General features: G+C 68.4%; 13 protein-coding genes and 3 pseudogenes. 6 read left to right on the plus strand and 10 right to left on the minus strand.

What is annotated here, in order from left to right; genetic code table 11:
* Positions 1-12 precede the first annotated feature (12 nt).
* The 5 genes from QUE79_RS08115 to QUE79_RS08135 all read right to left on the minus strand — a co-directional run bounded on the left by QUE79_RS08115 (position 13) and on the right by QUE79_RS08135 (position 4,356).
* Entirely contained in the window at positions 13-1,488 is a 1,476-nt protein-coding gene (locus QUE79_RS08115) for an Ig-like domain-containing protein (protein WP_286346223.1), read from the minus strand.
* 636 nt (positions 1,489-2,124) lie between these two features.
* Entirely contained in the window at positions 2,125-2,394 is a 270-nt protein-coding gene (locus QUE79_RS08120) for a hypothetical protein (RefSeq protein WP_286346224.1), read from the minus strand.
* 98 nt (positions 2,395-2,492) lie between these two features.
* A complete protein-coding gene (locus QUE79_RS08125) occupies positions 2,493-3,035 on the minus strand; it encodes a phosphoribosyltransferase family protein (protein WP_286346225.1) in 543 nt (180 codons plus the stop codon).
* 125 nt (positions 3,036-3,160) lie between these two features.
* Entirely contained in the window at positions 3,161-3,586 is a 426-nt protein-coding gene (locus QUE79_RS08130) for a hypothetical protein (protein WP_286346226.1), read from the minus strand.
* A 32-nt stretch (positions 3,587-3,618) separates the two neighbouring features.
* Positions 3,619-4,356 carry a transposase gene (locus QUE79_RS08135; protein WP_286346227.1) on the minus strand — a complete coding sequence of 246 codons (738 nt, stop codon included), beginning with the start codon at positions 4,354-4,356 and terminating at the stop codon, positions 3,619-3,621.
* A gap of 227 nt (positions 4,357-4,583) precedes the next feature.
* Between QUE79_RS08135 and QUE79_RS08140 the strand changes: the two are divergent.
* Positions 4,584-5,279: pseudogene (locus QUE79_RS08140) on the plus strand (oxidoreductase); the annotation flags it as partial.
* Positions 5,280-5,450: 171 nt separating this feature from the next.
* On the opposite strand, the gene QUE79_RS08145 reads toward QUE79_RS08140, so the two are convergent.
* Entirely contained in the window at positions 5,451-6,365 is a 915-nt protein-coding gene (locus tag QUE79_RS08145) for an NADP-dependent oxidoreductase (protein WP_286346228.1), read from the minus strand.
* Positions 6,366-6,425: 60 nt separating this feature from the next.
* On the opposite strand from QUE79_RS08145, the gene QUE79_RS08150 reads away from it, so the two are divergent.
* Complete coding sequence (locus QUE79_RS08150; RefSeq protein WP_286346671.1) at positions 6,426-7,037, plus strand: TetR/AcrR family transcriptional regulator; 612 nt, start codon at positions 6,426-6,428, stop codon at positions 7,035-7,037.
* A gap of 79 nt (positions 7,038-7,116) precedes the next feature.
* Here the strand turns inward: QUE79_RS08150 and QUE79_RS25375 are convergent, their stop codons facing one another.
* The 3 genes from QUE79_RS25375 to QUE79_RS08165 all read right to left on the minus strand — a co-directional run bounded on the left by QUE79_RS25375 (position 7,117) and on the right by QUE79_RS08165 (position 9,942).
* Entirely contained in the window at positions 7,117-8,064 is a 948-nt protein-coding gene (locus QUE79_RS25375) for a transporter substrate-binding domain-containing protein (protein WP_350271688.1), read from the minus strand.
* Between the two features lie 118 nt (positions 8,065-8,182).
* Entirely contained in the window at positions 8,183-8,941 is a 759-nt protein-coding gene (locus QUE79_RS08160) for an amino acid ABC transporter ATP-binding protein (protein WP_286346230.1), read from the minus strand.
* Positions 8,938-9,942 (minus strand): amino acid ABC transporter permease, encoded by a 1,005-nt coding sequence (locus QUE79_RS08165; RefSeq protein ID WP_286346231.1) that lies wholly within the window; start codon positions 9,940-9,942, stop codon positions 8,938-8,940. The genes QUE79_RS08160 and QUE79_RS08165 overlap by 4 nt, the downstream gene beginning before the upstream one ends.
* Positions 9,943-10,130: 188 nt before the next feature.
* On the opposite strand from QUE79_RS08165, the gene QUE79_RS08170 reads away from it, so the two are divergent.
* From QUE79_RS08170 to QUE79_RS08180, 3 genes and pseudogenes are all read left to right on the plus strand, one after another.
* Positions 10,131-11,258, plus strand: a complete 1,128-nt coding sequence (locus tag QUE79_RS08170) for an LLM class flavin-dependent oxidoreductase (protein WP_286346232.1) — start codon at positions 10,131-10,133, stop codon at positions 11,256-11,258.
* The gene (locus QUE79_RS08175; RefSeq protein WP_286346233.1) at positions 11,255-12,580 is read left to right on the plus strand and encodes an LLM class flavin-dependent oxidoreductase; all 1,326 of its coding nucleotides are present in this window, start codon (positions 11,255-11,257) and stop codon (positions 12,578-12,580) included. Before QUE79_RS08170 ends, QUE79_RS08175 begins: the two co-directional genes overlap by 4 nt.
* Positions 12,577-13,572: pseudogene (locus QUE79_RS08180) on the plus strand (LLM class flavin-dependent oxidoreductase); the annotation flags it as partial. The gene QUE79_RS08175 and the pseudogene QUE79_RS08180, both read left to right, overlap by 4 nt.
* Positions 13,573-13,688: 116 nt before the next feature.
* On the opposite strand, the gene QUE79_RS08185 reads toward QUE79_RS08180, so the two are convergent.
* Positions 13,689-14,717 (minus strand): aldo/keto reductase, encoded by a 1,029-nt coding sequence (locus tag QUE79_RS08185; protein ID WP_286346234.1) that lies wholly within the window; start codon positions 14,715-14,717, stop codon positions 13,689-13,691.
* A gap of 108 nt (positions 14,718-14,825) precedes the next feature.
* Here QUE79_RS08185 and QUE79_RS08190 point away from each other — a divergent pair.
* Positions 14,826-14,942 (plus strand): annotated as a pseudogene (locus QUE79_RS08190) (TetR family transcriptional regulator); the annotation flags it as partial.
* Positions 14,943-15,027 lie beyond the last annotated feature (85 nt).

A 15,027-nucleotide genomic window follows, 5' to 3' on the forward strand; every position in this document is an offset into this window, starting at 1 on the left:
GCCCGGCGAGTGCTACTCGGCGCGGCGGCGCCGGGCCAGGAGGAGGACGAGGCCGGCGAGGATCGCGACGCCCGCCGTGGCCGTGCCGGCGACGAGCTCACCGCGGTCGGTGCCGGTGAAGGCGAGCCGCTCGCCGGTCGGGGTGGTGGTCGCAGCCACGGGCGCTCCGGACGGGGCTGCGGCCTCGCCCGCGAGGACCGCGCCGGGCCCGGTCGACGGGGTCGAGATCTCGACGACGGCGCCTCCGTCGGACGGATCCGTGACGACGGGGTCGATCGGCGCTCCGGGGTCGATGGGCGTCACGGGCTCGGTCGGGTCGACGGGCTCGACCGGGTCGGTCGGGTCGACGGGCGTGACCGGGTCGACCGGGGCGTCGGCGACGGTGACGGTGACGGCCGAGGGGCTGCTCTCGTTGCCGAATCCGTCGGTGAGGGTGACGGAGAGGCGGTTGCTGCCGAGGGGAAGCGCTCCCACCTCGCACGAGAAGGTTCCGCCGCTCACCTCGGTCTCGCAGAGGACACCGCCGCGGTCGTCGCGGACGATCACGTGCGCGCCCTCCTCGCCCGTGCCGGTCACCGTTGTGTCCGTGCCGGGCAGGATCGTGTCGCCGCCGGGCCCCGTGATGACGGGCGCGTCGGGTGCTGTCGCGTCCACGACGAAGGTGGCCGAGGAGCGCTGTGTCGAGTCGGTGTCGACCGAGTGCTGCCAGGCGCTGAGAGTCGTCGGGCCATCGGGCAGCGGAACCGCCGGCACGAAGCTCCAGCTTCCGTCGGAGGAGGCGATCGTCGTGCCGAGCTCCGCCCCGGACCCGTCGAGGACGTGGACGGTCGCACCCGCCACGCCGGTGCCCGTGATGGTCGGCTTCGCGCCGACGGTCGTGTCGAGAGCGGGCCCGGTGAAGGCCGGAGCGGACAGCGGGACCGGGAGCCGGGTGGTGAACGTGGTGTTGGGGTTGACGTTCGTGTAGGTGCCGGAGTCGAAGGTCAGCGTGCCTGTCACAGCGTAGACGGTGCCCGGGACGGCATCGGCGGGGATCTGCACCATCGGATAGAAGTGCGAGTAGTTGTTCGCCCCGCTGGCAGCGATCGAGTTGGTGTTGCTCTGGGTCAGGCACGCGAGCTGGGCGCCCGCGAGCGAGCAACCGCGGTTCGCGCTGCCGGCGTTGAAGACGTTCTGCACGGTGCCGGTCGAGAAGGTGGCGCCTTTGTCGACGCTCCAGGAGAGCCGAACGGCATTCGCCGGGATCGCCGCGGCGCCCGGCGTATTGGCCACGCGCCAGTAGGAACGCAGGATCTGGCCGGGCAGGACGGCGACGCCGGTCTGGCCGATGAGACTGGCGTTGACATCTGTCGCCAGGACGGTGGCGTCGGTCGTGGCCGACCCGGCGCCGGTGGCCGATCCGGTGTCGGCGAACGCGGGCGTCGTCATGCCGGTCAGGCCCACAAGAAGGGCTGTTCCGAGGCAGGCGGAAGGAAGGGAAAGTCGCATGGCGCGGCTCCTTGGGTCGTCTGTCGAGAGCGGGTCGTGAGATCTGCGAGTCGACCGGATCGACGCCCGGCGGATGAGATCTCTCTGGTAAACATCCCAGATGCTTATACCCTAAAAGGCTTTCTGCAACATTTCACAATCTTCCTGGGTAAATCTCAGTTTCGGTGGGGTCAGGGGTACCGCCAGTACCGGTCTGCGGCGTGACTCCCGAGGATGCCGAGATTCTCAATCAGGTTTGTCAAGCCGAAACGGGGGCTCGAGTTGGTCCTGACTGTCACTCCCTTCCACGTCTTTTTTCGCCTGGAAGGTACGAAGTACCGGCAGGACCGCAGACGGAAGGGCAACCCGGAGGGTGGCGGAGGAGACATTGTCGGCGCGAAATAAGGGAGCGCAGCGACCGCGTGCCGGCAATGTCGGAGGCGGCGGCGGCTTGCCGCTTGCGTGGACGGTGGAGGCCCGTATGCTGCCGAAGGCTTCCAGGCGAAAAAACGCGCAGCGCGACAAGCACTGCGCCGGCCGAAGGCAGGTGACCGCTAGCCGTTCACGCTTTCCGCATCAGGACACGCCTTCGCATGTCGGCACGGTGACGGTCGTCGCGGTCCACGTGCTCGCTGCGACCTTGCGGTGACGGCCGAGTCAGGTATTCGGTTCGGTTCTGAAACGGTCTGTCCTGATGACGCTCAGGTTTGGGGCGTCGATTTTGTCGTAGTAGATCGTGACGGTGAGGTATTCATCGTCGGTGGTGATCTCGTGCTTAAATGTCATGTCATAGACCTGGACATTTCCGAGTTCGTCGACTGTCGAGGCAACGTTCCGGAGCAGTTCGGAGAAGTGTCCTTGAGCCTCGTCGGCGTGGACGCTTTGTGAGAAGTGCCACATCGTGCCGTCGCTTCGAGACTCTGTCATGGCAGAAGCGTATCCACTGCCCTACCGGAGCACTGGCGCGTACCTCGCCGAGGCGCCTCTGCGGCGGGGCCGCCTCCTCGTGTGTGAGGCTGAGCACGTCACAAGTCATGGATGTGAATGATCGAGCGCAGGTTGAGGTGTCTCCTGACTGTGCTCTTTTCGAGTCCGTCGACAACCACAGAGGCTCCAACCCATGCGGCACCGCTCATGTCGACGAGCCTCCATGTGGCTTCGGCTTGAGCACCTGTGGCGATCCAATCGTCTACAAAAAGTACGCGGTCACCAGACTGCAATAGCGAGCGCCGAAGTCCGAGGTCCAGGTGCCGATCACGGTAATCAGGTGCCGTAGAGGTTTTCCACCACGAATCGCTGTCCGCGGCTCGAAAAGGATCTTTCCGAACTTCCACAAAGCCGACGCTGAGCGCATTAGCGGTCAGGACTCCGAGAAGACTTCCTCGGGATTGCGTTCCGAGTACGACTGTGGGGCGGCTTCCGATATGGAGGTCGGCAAGAGCCCCTCCGATCTCTTGCAGGATGCTGGCGTCCCTCCACCAGCCCGTAACGTCAGCGCGGTAGTCGGGATCCGTTCGATCGCCCACCCATCGAAAGGATGCTTTCAGGCGATCGCGTAGTTCAGACATATGTCATTTTGACACGGGCACGGTGAAGCACCCCGCTGGATGGCTGACGTCGTCGCTGCACACCGCCCAGCCGCCGAAGGAGCGTCAGTGAGCACTAACCTTGCCCAGCCACAGGGTGTCTCTGACTAGCCCAAGTCGATGGTCCAGTCACCACGGAGGTCGCGCGCATTGTCGGCCGCCAGCTCTGAGAAGACACGTGCCGCAGCTGAGTTGGTTGCCGGGCCAGCGGCACGGAAACGCCGGGGTGCCGGGTTCCGCTCATCAGGGTCGAACTCCACGACGAACTGCGAGCCAAGCTCGTTCGCCAGGCCGCGCGCTAGTCGGATGCCCTCGTCTCTGTAATACGGCATCGACGCAGCGTCGACGACATAATGGCTGGACACTTCATGGGCGTTGAAGAAATGCTCCCACGCCTTCATCGCAGCGCTCAGGACTTCGCTGAGATGCGCCTCCTCGTAGGAAACAGGGCCCGAAAACCAGATCACCGTGTCGGCATTATCCGGGAATAGTCGCACCACATCCTCGTCGTCCGTTTCAGAAGCCCGACCCATGCCGCCACATTAGCGTTCGAGACTTCGTCGGCCTATTGGTCAAATGCGGCGATCCACACGGGTCCCCCACGGTCTGTTCCATATTCACGAGCCTCAGCGATGCTGACGGTCGGCCGGCTCGGTGGTCGGCGAGCCATCTTCTGCCGACGATCAACGTCCGCGCTGCCCTGGTCTTGATCGAACCGACTGCTCGATTCAGGTTGGGCTTTGGCGGGTGGGAGCGATGGGTCGTACGTGGTGCGGTCTCGGAGAATTGCCCAGATGACATTGATCCGTCGACGAGCGAGGGCGATCAACGCTTGCTTATGCGATTTACCTTCGCGCCGCTTCCGTTCGTAGAAGGTGCGGGAGACCGGGCAGGTTCTGGCGGCGATGAACGCCGCCTGGAAGCACGCGTTTAGGAGCCGCCGGTCGTAGCGTCGGGGCCGGTGGTGGTTGCCGGAGATTTTCCCGGAGTCGCGAGGCACCGGGGCAAGGCCAGCGAAGCTTGCCAGCCGGTCCGGGCTCTCAAATGCGGCGATGTCTGCTCCGACGGCTGCGAGAAAGTCGGCGGCCAACCGCGGCCCGAACCCGGGCACCGTCATCAGCGGCGCCGCCAGCCGGTTGCTCTTCAAGGCGGTGTCGATCTCGGTTTCGACTTCCGCGAGCTCGTCACGGATGCGGAGCAGATCGTGGGCGAAGCGGCTGATGATGCGGGCAGCGGCCGCCTCTCCCGTCACGACGGCAGTCTGCTCCTGTTTCATCGGGGGTGGTGCGCCGTCAACGGCCATGCCGGCAGTTCCTTACGGGCCGACGTGTTCGCACATCTCAATGAGCGGTCATGCCGTTGCAAGGTCCCGGGCGGCTAATCACGGCATGCCGTCAAGCGGCGGAAGGCACTCAGCCATACCCGGGACCCCTGGCGCGTTCCGAAAGCTTACGAAGGCCCCGAATCCACGAGAAAAACTATAAGGAAGGCGCTTGACTGGATGGGACATCGCACCCGAAGGAGAAACGCATGCCCACCTCGACCTGGTTCATCACCGGCTGCTCCACCGGCCTCGGCCGATCCCTCGCCCGAGCCGTGCTCGAGCGCGGCGACAACGCGGTCGTCACCGCCCGCGACGTCGCGAAAGTGCAGGATCTCGCCGACGCCTTCCCGGAGACGGCGCTCGCCCTCGCTCTCGATGTGACCGTCGCCGAACAGGTCTCGTCGTCGATCGCCGCCGCCGAAGAGCGCTTCGGCGCCATCGACACGCTGGTCAACAACGCCGGCTACGGCTACCGATCGGCCGTCGAGGAGGGCGACCCGGCCGACGTGCGGGCGCTGTTCGACGCCCTCTTCTTCGGGGCCGTCGCGATGATCCGCGGTGTCCTGCCCGGGATGCGCGCCCGCCGATCCGGCACGATCGTGAACATCTCGTCGATCGGCGCCCGGATCTCACCGGAGGGCTCCGGCTACTACTCGGCGGCCAAAGCCGCGCTCGAGGGCATGACGGCGTCGCTCCGCAAGGAGGTCGCGCCGCTCGGCATCACGGCGCTGTCCGTCGAGCCCGGCGGATTCCGCACGGACTTCGCCGGGCGTTCCCTCACGCAGTCCGCCGAGCCGATCGCCGACTACGCCGACACGGCGGGTCGGCGGCGCATCGAGAACGACACCGCGCACGGCACGCAGCCCGGAGACCCGGATCGCGCGGCCGCGGCGATGATCGACGTCGTCGAGAGCGGAAACGCCCCCGGTCTCCTGCTGCTCGGCGACGACGCCTACGACGCCTTCCAGGGGTTCTCGACGGGCTCCGGTCGGAGACCGCGGCGTGGGAGGCCACGAGTCGGAGCACCGGTTTCGACAGCTGAGGTCGAGCTCGCCGTGGGGCGGGTCCGTGCCTCAGTGGATCAGGACGACCTTTCCGCGGGCGTGCCGCGTCTCCGTCAGGTCGTGGGCCGCCGCCACGTCGGCGAGGGCGAACGCTCCCGCGACGGGGATGCGCAACCGAGAGGCGTCGGCGAGGTCGACCGCGGCAGCGAGTGCCGAGACGGCCAACGCGTCGGTCATGCCGCTGGAGAGGTGGACGCCGTGCGCCGCCGAGCCCAGGTCGGCGATCGTCACGACGCGATCGGCATCGCCCGCGATGGCGACGAGATCGGGCAGGTCGCCCCCGGCGCAGTCGACGACGGCGTCGACACCCTCCGGAGCCAGTTCGCGGATCCGCGCCGCGAGGCCGGGTCCGTAGGTGGTGGGCGTCACACCCAGGGACCGGAGGAATCGGTGGTTGCCCTCGCTCGCCGTTCCGATGACGGTCGCGCCCCGGGCGACGGCGAACTGGACGACGACAGAACCCGTGCCGCCCGCGGCGCCCTGCACGAGGACGGTGTCTCCGGCCGTGACGCCCAGCCGATCCAGGACCCGGACCGAGGTCTCGACGGCTCCCGCCGCGCCGCCGGCCTCCTCCCAGCTCCACGAAGACGGTTTCGGGGCCCACGCGGCGAGGACCACGAAGTCGGCGTTGGCCCCGCGGGCAGCGAACTCGGGCCAGCCGAAGACCTCGTCGCCGATCGCCGTGCCGGCGACGTCGGAGCCGACCTCGTCGACGACCCCGGCCGCGTCGAACCCGCTGCGATACGGGAACGTGATCGGCGCGATCTCGCGCATCGCACCGGACCGGAGGCGGATCTCGCCGGGGGAGACGCCGGATGCTCTGACCGCGATCCTGATCCGGCCCTTCCCCGCGTGGGGTTCGGTGACCTCGGTGACGCGCGCGACTGCGGAGGGGCCGTATCCGGTGAACTCGATTGCTCTCATGCGCCGACCGTAACGGAACACCCCGTCCGTTTGGCTAAAGTGAGAACGGTGACGAGCCAAGTGAGAACCGCGCAGCGGTCGGACGCCCGCGACAACCGGATCCGTATCCTGAGGGTCGCTCGCGCCGCGTTCGCCGACGAGGGGCTCGACGTCACGATCCGCGAGGTCGCGCGTCGCTCGGAGGTCGGGGTGGCGACCGTCTACCGACACTTCCCGACCAAGGAAGCGCTGCTCACCGAGGCGTTCGCCGAGCAGCTGGCCTCCTGCCGCGAGATCGTCGACGAGGGCCTGGCGGCGCGCGACCCGTGGGCCGGGTTCAGCGTCGTGATCGAGAAGCTCATGGCGGTGCACGCCCTCGACAGAGGATTCGCCCGGGCGTTCACCTCGCAGCTCCCCGAGGCCAGAGACTTCACGGCCGAGCGCGACAGTTCGCTGGTGCGCATGCGCGAACTCGTGCGGCGCGCGAAGAGCGCAGGATCCCTCCGCCCCGACTTCGTGATCGCCGACGTCGCCCTCGCGCTCATGGCCAACGAGGGGATCCGGGCCGACTCGCCGGCACTCCGCGTGGCTGCCTCGCGGAGGTTCGCCGCACTGATCCTGCAGTCGTTCCGGGCCGCCCCGGTGGCCTCGCCGCTGCCGCCGGCGCCGCGCCTCCCTCTCGCTCCCCGCTGAGCAGACGCAGAAGATCCACCTGCTCGCCACCGATCCACTCACGGGAATCGACGTCGAACAGGTGGATCGCCCGCCAGGATCACTCGTTGGTGATGGGGAGGCCGGGAGGGTTGATCTCCGACTTCTTCACGGCCTCGTTCGAGAGGTTGTACGCCTTCAGCCACTTCGCGTACTGGCCGTGCTCGATCAGGTAGTTGATCGAGTCGGCAAGCGGCTTGTCGAGGCCGTTGCCCTTCTTCGTGGTCGCGGCGATGAGGCCCTGAAGGCTCTCGCCGGCGCCCGAGAACGTGCCGGCGGTGCGGGTCGGGTTGGCCGACTTCGCCGTCTGCGTGTTCTGGTACGCGACCCCCGGGTTCGGCCCGAAGTACGCGTCGATCTTGCCCGACGCGAGCGCCAGATAGGTGGAGTTCGTGTCGGGGTAGTACTTGAGCGACAGCTTCTTGCCCGATGCCTCGAGCTTCTTCTGCCACTCGAGGACGAGCTTCTCCTGGTTCGTGCCCGCGCTGACGGCGATGGTCAGGCCGGCGAGGTTCTTGTAGTCGCCGTCGAACTCCCAGGTGCTCTTCTTCTCGACCGCGAAGGCGAGGTTGTCCTCGCGGTAGGAGGCGAAGTCGTACTTCTCCTTGCGCTGCTCGGTGTCGGTGATGTTGGAGAGGCCGACGTCGATGGCGCCGGTGTCGATGCCGACGAAGAGGTTGTCCCAGGTCGCGGCCTTGACGTTCGGCGTGAGGCCGAGGACGGCTGCGACGAGGCGGCCGAGGTCGGGCTCGGTGCCGGTCTGCGTCTCCTGGTCGGTGCCGAGGAACGACAGCGGGGGAAGCCGGCGGGCAGGTTGCCGACGCCGATGGTGAGCGTGCCGCTCTTCTTGACGGAGGCGGGCAGCTCGGCGCGGATCTTCGCGACCTGCGGGACGCTGATGGTGGTCTCGGTGCCGGAGCCGTTGGCGGCCTTGGCGACGGTGACCGACGTCGTCCCCGACTTCGACGCGGTGGTGGCGTCGCTGCCGGTCGCGGCGGCTCCGGCGCAGCCGGCGAGGGCCCCGACGAGGCCGACGGCGACGACGACCACGGAGGCTCGACGGAGGTGGCGGGAGGTGAAACGGGACATGGTTCTCCTGGTGGTGGTGGGTGCTGTGGTGGGGACGGTCAGAGGACGCGACTGAGGAATTCGCGCGTCCGGGGGTGCGAGGGGGTGTCGAAGATCTCTGCGGGCGTGCCCTGCTCGACGATCACGCCCTCGTCCATGAAGACGACCCGGTCGGCGACCTCGCGGGCGAACCCGATCTCGTGCGTGACGACGACGAGGGTGGTGCCGGTGCCGGCGAGCCCCGAGATCACGTCGAGCACCTCGCGGACGAGCTCCGGGTCGAGAGCGGACGTGGGTTCGTCGAAGAGGATCAGCTCGGGCTCGAGGACGAGCGCCCTGGCGATGGCGACGCGCTGCTGCTGGCCGCCCGAGAGCTGTCGGGGATAGGCCGCCGCCTTGTCGGCCAGGCCGACGCGATCGAGCAGGATCAGCGCCTTCTCGCGCGACTCGGCCACATCGCGGGCCAGCGAGATGGGTGCCTCGGTGACGTTCTCGAGGATGGTCAGGTGGGGGAACAGGTTGAAGGCCTGGAAGACGAAGCCGATGCGCGAACGCTGGGTGAGGATGTCGCGCTCGTGCAGTTCGACGAACCGGTCGCCCTTCACCTTCACGCCGATCAGCTCGCCGGCGACGCGCACGAAGCCCTGGTCGAGCTTCTCGAGGTGGTTGATGGCCCGCAGCAGGGTCGACTTGCCCGAGCCGGAGGGCCCCAGGATGACGGTCACGCTGCCGCGCGCCACGTCGAGGTCGATGCCGCGAAGGACGGGCTTGTCGCCGAAGGCCTTGGTGGCTCCGCGGATCTCGAGTGCCGTGCTCATCGGATGGCTCCCGTCGGGCGGCGCGTGCCGACCGCTCTGCGCAGCCGCTGCAGCGGCGTCAACGGCACCTCGCGAGCGGCTCCGCGAGCGTAGAAGCGCTCGATGTAGTACTGGATGACTCCGATGACGCTCGTGAAGACGAGGTACCAGATCGACGCCACGACGAGCAGCGGGATGATGTCGGTCGGGTACGTGCTGCCGAGGTTCTGCACGACGCCGAAGAGGTCGAGCAGCGAGACGTAGAAGAGCAGCGAGCTGGCCTGCAGCAGGCCGATGATCTGGTTGACGAACGCCGGCACGATCGAGCGCAGGGCCTGGGGCAGCAGGATCCGCGTGAACTGGCGTCGGCGCGGGATCCCCAGTGACTTGGCCGCTTCGAGCTGTCCGGCATCGACCGACAGCAGACCCGCTCGGACGACCTCCGAGGTGTACGCGATCTGGGCGAGGCTCAGGCCGACGACGCCGAGCGTGAGGTCGGAGAGGACGGACACGGTCTTCACCTGGAACTGCGGGCCGAACGGGATGCCGATGCCGATCGACGGGTAGAGGTTGCCGAGGTTGTACAGGAAGATCAGCACGAGGATCAGCGGCAGGGACCGGAAGACCCACACGTAGAGCCAGCTGAGCGACGAGAGCACCGGGTTCTTCGAGAGACGAGCCAGAGCCACCAGGATTCCGCCGGCGAGGCTCACGACAGCGCTGATCCCGGTCGCGAGAAGAGTGAGTCGAAGCCCCTTCAGGATCGTGGGGTTGACGATCCACGTTCCGACCTTCGACCACTCCCAGGCGGGGTTCGTGAAGAGCGTCTGGGCGAAGTTCAGCGCGACGACGACGACGAGAGCCGTGATGATCCAGCGGGCCGGATGACGAAGAGGCCGGATGGGACGCGCTGCGAACCGCTCGAGCTCCGCGCTGTCCGGGGCGGTCGGAGCGTCGCGTCCGTGATCCGTCCCCGTCGCGGGCACTCTCTCGGTCGAGCGTGACCTCAGGATGTTCGACATCGATGTCTCCTCGGGGACGTGGTCGGCTGGGTGGGCAATCGGTTCGGGTGGAGCATGCCGGTTTTTCGAGGGGCGGCGCGGAATGTGACGAGTTCTTTCACCGGGTGACGCTGATGTCGTCACGCACTCGCACCGGCGGGGCGACCCGCCTAGCGTGGCCGTGGACCACGTACCGAAAGGGATCTGTGATGAGCGACCACCTCCGCATCGCAACGGCGCTCGGCGCCTCCGGCTGGCACCCCGGAGCAGCCGGGCTCGACCGAGCCTTCGCGCTCGCCACCTGGCGGGAGCTCATCGGCACGGCCGAAGGGGCCGGAATCGACTTCGTCACGATCGAGGACTCCTTCGTCCGTCGCGATGCGGGTCACCTCGATGCCCTTCTGATCGCCTCGGCGGTCGCGCCCTCGACCTCGCGAATCGGTCTCGTGCCCACGGTCACCACGGCGCACACCGAGCCGTTCCACGTCGCCACCGGGCTCCAGACCCTCGATCACGCGAGCCGCGGTCGAGGCGGCTGGCGGGTCCAGATCGGTGACGCCCGCGCTGAGGCTCCGCTGTTCGGTCGTCGTGATCCCGACGCCCTGCCCCTCGGCGACCTGCTCGACGAGGCCGGCGACGTCATCGAGGTCGCCCGACTCCTCTGGGACAGCTGGCAGGACGACGCGGTGATCCGCGACGTCGAGACCGGCCGCTACTTCGACCGCGACCGCATCCACGGCGCGCACTTCAACGGGCGTTTCTTCGGGGTCGAGGGTGCGTCGATCGTTCCGCGGCCTCCCCAGGGGCAGCTCCCGGTGACCGTGCTCGCGCACGCCGCCCCGGTGTACGAACTCGCCGCGAGGCACGCGGACGTCGTCTACGTCACCCCGAGCGACGACGGCTCGGCCGCCGCGCTCCTCGGCGAGGTCCGGGACGCCGAGCACCGCGTCCGTCGCACCGGCGAATCACTTCGGGTCTACGCGGATCTCCTCGTTCTGCTCGGCGACTCCGCCGCCTCGGCCCGCGACGAGCTCGCGCGCCTCGACGAGGCGGCGGGCGCACCGCTCGCCTCCGACGCCCTCGTCGTCGCGACGACGGCCGACGACCTCGTGAACAGGATCGCCGCCTGGCACGCTCTCGGGTACGCCGGGTTCCGGCTGCGTCCGGCCCGCCTTCCGGAGGATCTCGTCCGCATCGGACGCGACGTCCTTCCTCTGCTCGACGCCGCGGGCCTCCACGGTGCGGGCGACGAGACCGGAACGCTTCGCACCCGGCTCGGGCTGCCAGAAGCCCCCAACCGCTACACCGACTCGCAGAAGAAGGAGGCCGTCGCGTGAGCGAGAAGCGCCGCATTCACCTGGCAGCCCACATCCCGGGCGTCAACAACACGACGATCTGGAGCGCGCCCGACGCCGGCAGCCAGATCGACTTCGAGTCGTTCGAACACTTCTCCGCGAACGCCGAGAAAGGTCTCTTCGACTATCTTTTCCTGGCCGAGGGGCTGCGGCTGCGCGAGCACAAGGGGCGCCTCCACGATCTCGACGTCGCCGGTCGGCCGAGCACCCTCGCGATCCTGTCCGCCATCGCCGGGATCACCGACCACATCGGTCTCGTCGGCACGCTCAGCTCGACCTTCAACGAGCCGTTCGAGCTGGCGAAGCAGCTCGCGTCGCTCGACCACCTGAGCGGAGGGCGCGCCGGCTGGAACGTCGTGACGTCGTCCGACGCCTTCCACGGCGCCAACTTCCGCCGTGGCGGCTACCTCGACTTCGCCGAGCGCTACGAGCGCGCGGCCGAGTTCGTCTCGGTCGCCAAAGAGCTCTGGAACGCCGGGGTCGACGCGCCCGTCTCGCACCACGGCAAGCACTTCGACGTCGAGGGAGACTTCCCCGTCCCGGTGAGCCCGCAGCGGCACCCCGTCGTCGTGCAGGCCGGAGACTCCGCCGACGGCCGCAGCTTCGCCGCCCAGCACGCCGAGGTGATCTTCTCGCGGCACAGCGAGTTCGACGCGGCCAGGGCGTTCTACGACGACGTGAAGGGGCGCCTCGGGCAGTGGGGTCGCGAGGAGGACTCGCTCAAGATCCTGCCCGCCTCGACCTTCGTGCTCGGTGACACGGCCGCCGACGCGGCCGAGAAGGCTCGCGAGACGGCGCTCGCCCAGGTGAGCCCGCAGACGGCGATCGCCTTCGTCGAACAGATCTGGGGCAAGGATCTGTCGGCGTACGACCCCGACGGACCGCTTCCGGACATCGAGCCGGCCACCGACGTCACCGTCACGCGCGGGCGGGTCCGGCACGAGAATCCCGCCGCGGTCGCCAAGGCCTGGCGCGAGAAGGCCGACGCGGAGAAGCTCAGCATCCGCGATCTCGTCATCGCGCTGTCGGGGCGTCACAGCTTCATCGGCACGGCGTCTCAGATCGCCGACGAGATCGACCGCGCCGTGCAGGAGCGTGCCACCGACGGCTTCGTCATCGTCGGAGCGACCAACCCGCACGGCCTGGACGACTTCGTCGCCGAAGTGATTCCCGAGCTGCAGGAACGCGGCAGCTACCGCACGTCGTACGACGAGGGCGCGACGCTGCGCGAGAATCTCGACCTGCCCCCGCTGGTGCCCGGCAGCACGTCGCTCGTGCGGACCCCCGTCGGCGCGGCGCAGTGACCCGCGTACCGCTCTCCGTCCTCGACCTCGTCCCGATCTCCGCCGGGAGCGGCTCGGCGCAGGCGCTGCGCTCCTCCGTCGATCTGGCGCGGCGAGCCGAGGCTTCCGGATACTCGCGGTACTGGCTGGCAGAGCACCACCTCAACCCGGGCATCGCCGGATCGGCACCGCACACTCTGCTGGCAGCACTCGGCGCGTCGACCGATTCCATCCGGCTCGGCACGGCCGTGACCGTTCTCGGCAACTACCGCCCGATCCAGGTGGCGGAGGCGTTCGGCACGCTGGCAGGCCTGTTCGGGGAGCGTTTCGACCTCGGCCTGGGGCGCTCCGGGATCCCGCGCTCCGGAACGAGGCCGGTGGCCCCGGCCGAGCCCGCGGAGCAGGTGACCCGCGTGGTCGACGGTCTCGTCGTCCCGCCCCCGCGCGCCATCGCTTTCGACCGGGAGCGCCTCCGCGTCCAGTTCGAGCTCCTCGGGCGCACGCCGGGAGACGGGGAGGGATTCGGCCAGCACGTCGAGGCGATCCTCGGCTACCTCGACGGGACGGCACTCGATCCGAACGGTGTCCCGCTGCCGGTCCACCCCGCGCAGGGGAGCGGCTTCGACGTCTGGGTCCACGGCTCGACCGCCGGCGAGAGCGCCAGGATCGCCGGACGACTCGGCCTGCCCTACGGCGCCAACTATCACGTGGCCCCGTCGTTCGTCGTCGAGTCGGTCGCGGAGTACCGCGCCGACTTCCGGCCCGGGCGCATCAGCGAGCCGTACGTCGTGGTGTCGGTCGACGCCGTCGTGGCGGAGACCGACGCCCAGGCGGCGAGGGTGGGCCTGGGATACGCCGAGTGGGTCCACTCGATCCGCTCCGATGCCGGCGCCATCCCGTACCCGGCCCCCGACGACGCCGTCACCGACCCGCGCGGCGCTTTCGACGACGTTCAGGATCGCCTCGACACGCGTTTCGTGGGAAGCCCCGAGACGGTCGTCGACCGCCTCGAGACCCTTCAGCGCGTCACTCGTGCCGACGAGCTGCTCGTCACCACGATCGCCCACTCCCACGCGGACCGCGTGCGCTCCTACGAACTGCTCGCCGCCGCCTGGCTCCGGCCCGGGGGTCAGACGGTAGCGGCTCGCTCGGCGGCGGGACGGCGACGGAGGTCGGCCCGGAGCACGGCGGGCGTCTTGTACGCCATGTCGAGGGCGCTGACATCGGTACCGGGCGGCACGATGGCGTCGATCCGGTCGAGGATCTCGTCGGACAGGACCAACTCGGAGCCGGTCAGTAGATCGTCGAGCTGCTCCAGCGTGCGGGGCCCCGCGATGGCGCTCGTCACACCGGGGTGCGCGATCGCGAACGCCATCGCGAGGTGTGTCATCTTCAGGCCGAACTCGTCGGCCAGCGGGATCAGCTGTTCGACGACGTCGAGCCGACGCTCGTCGGAGAAATAGCTGAAGTAGGCGGCGCGCGTGAGGTCGGTCTGCTGGCCCTTGCGGATCCTGCCGGTCAGCATGCCGCCGGCGAGCGGGCTCCAGACCAGAGTGCCCATCCCGTAGCGCTGGGCCACGGGCAGGATCTCGCTCTCGATGCCTCGGTTGAGGATCGAGTAAGTGGGCTGCTCGGTGCGGAATCGTTCCAGCCCTCGTCGCTCGGAGACCCACTGCGCCTCGACCATCTCGGAGGCGGGCATGGCGGACGACCCGATCGCCCGGACCTTGCCGCTGTGGATCAGGTCGCTCAGGGCCGACAGCGTCTCTTCGACATCGGTCGACGGGTCGGGGCGGTGGATCTGGTAGAGGTCGATGTAGTCGGTCTGCAGGCGGCGCAGGGAGTTCTCGACCTCCTGGACGATCCAGCGGCGTGAGTTGCCCTGGTGGTTGGGGTTCTCGTCCATCGGCAGGTTGAGCTTGGTCGCGAGAACGACGTCGTCGCGACGGCCGACGAGGGCCTTGCCGACGATCTCCTCCGACTCGCCGTGGGAGTACATGTCGGCGGTGTCGACGAAGTTGATGCCGGCGTCGAGGGCCTTGTGGATGATGCGGATCGAGTCGTCGTGGTCGGGGTTGCCGATCTGGCCGAACATCATGGCGCCGAGCGCATACGGGCTGACCTTGATGCCGGTGCGACCGAGGGTGCGGTATTGCATGGGAGTCTCCTTCGAGTACGGCTCTTCGTGCCGTACGATGAACTAAGCGGGACAACGTCCCGGTACGGATCACGATATGGGACATTGTCCCGTTTAGCAAGGAGCGTCATGTCACCCCGAGCGGATGCCCAGCGAAACATCGTCGCTCTCGTGGCTGCGGCGAAGGCGGAGTTCGCCGAGCACGGAGTCGACGTCAACGTCCGCGCGATCGCCGAGCGCGCCGGCGTCGGTACGGCGACGCTCTACCGGCACTTCCCGCTGCGGTCCGATCTGGTCTCGGCCGTGATGCGGAACGAGATCGACGCCGTCG

It is taken from the genome of Frondihabitans sucicola (assembly GCF_030296615.1).
Taxonomy (GTDB): domain Bacteria; phylum Actinomycetota; class Actinomycetes; order Actinomycetales; family Microbacteriaceae; genus Frondihabitans; species Frondihabitans sucicola.

Coding starts and splice junctions, on each gene's coding strand:
- QUE79_RS08115 (WP_286346223.1), bottom strand. CDS start 1,488: ATGCGACTTTCCCTTCCTTCCGCCTGCCTCGGAACAGCCCTTCTTGTG.
- QUE79_RS08120 (WP_286346224.1), bottom strand. CDS start 2,394: ATGACAGAGTCTCGAAGCGACGGCACGATGTGGCACTTCTCACAAAGC.
- QUE79_RS08125 (WP_286346225.1), bottom strand. CDS start 3,035: ATGTCTGAACTACGCGATCGCCTGAAAGCATCCTTTCGATGGGTGGGC.
- QUE79_RS08130 (WP_286346226.1), bottom strand. CDS start 3,586: ATGGGTCGGGCTTCTGAAACGGACGACGAGGATGTGGTGCGACTATTC.
- QUE79_RS08135 (WP_286346227.1), bottom strand. CDS start 4,356: ATGGCCGTTGACGGCGCACCACCCCCGATGAAACAGGAGCAGACTGCC.
- QUE79_RS08145 (WP_286346228.1), bottom strand. CDS start 6,365: ATGAGAGCAATCGAGTTCACCGGATACGGCCCCTCCGCAGTCGCGCGC.
- QUE79_RS08160 (WP_286346230.1), bottom strand. CDS start 8,941: ATGAGCACGGCACTCGAGATCCGCGGAGCCACCAAGGCCTTCGGCGAC.
- QUE79_RS08165 (WP_286346231.1), bottom strand. CDS start 9,942: ATGTCGAACATCCTGAGGTCACGCTCGACCGAGAGAGTGCCCGCGACG.
- QUE79_RS08170 (WP_286346232.1), top strand. CDS start 10,131: ATGAGCGACCACCTCCGCATCGCAACGGCGCTCGGCGCCTCCGGCTGG.
- QUE79_RS08185 (WP_286346234.1), bottom strand. CDS start 14,717: ATGCAATACCGCACCCTCGGTCGCACCGGCATCAAGGTCAGCCCGTAT.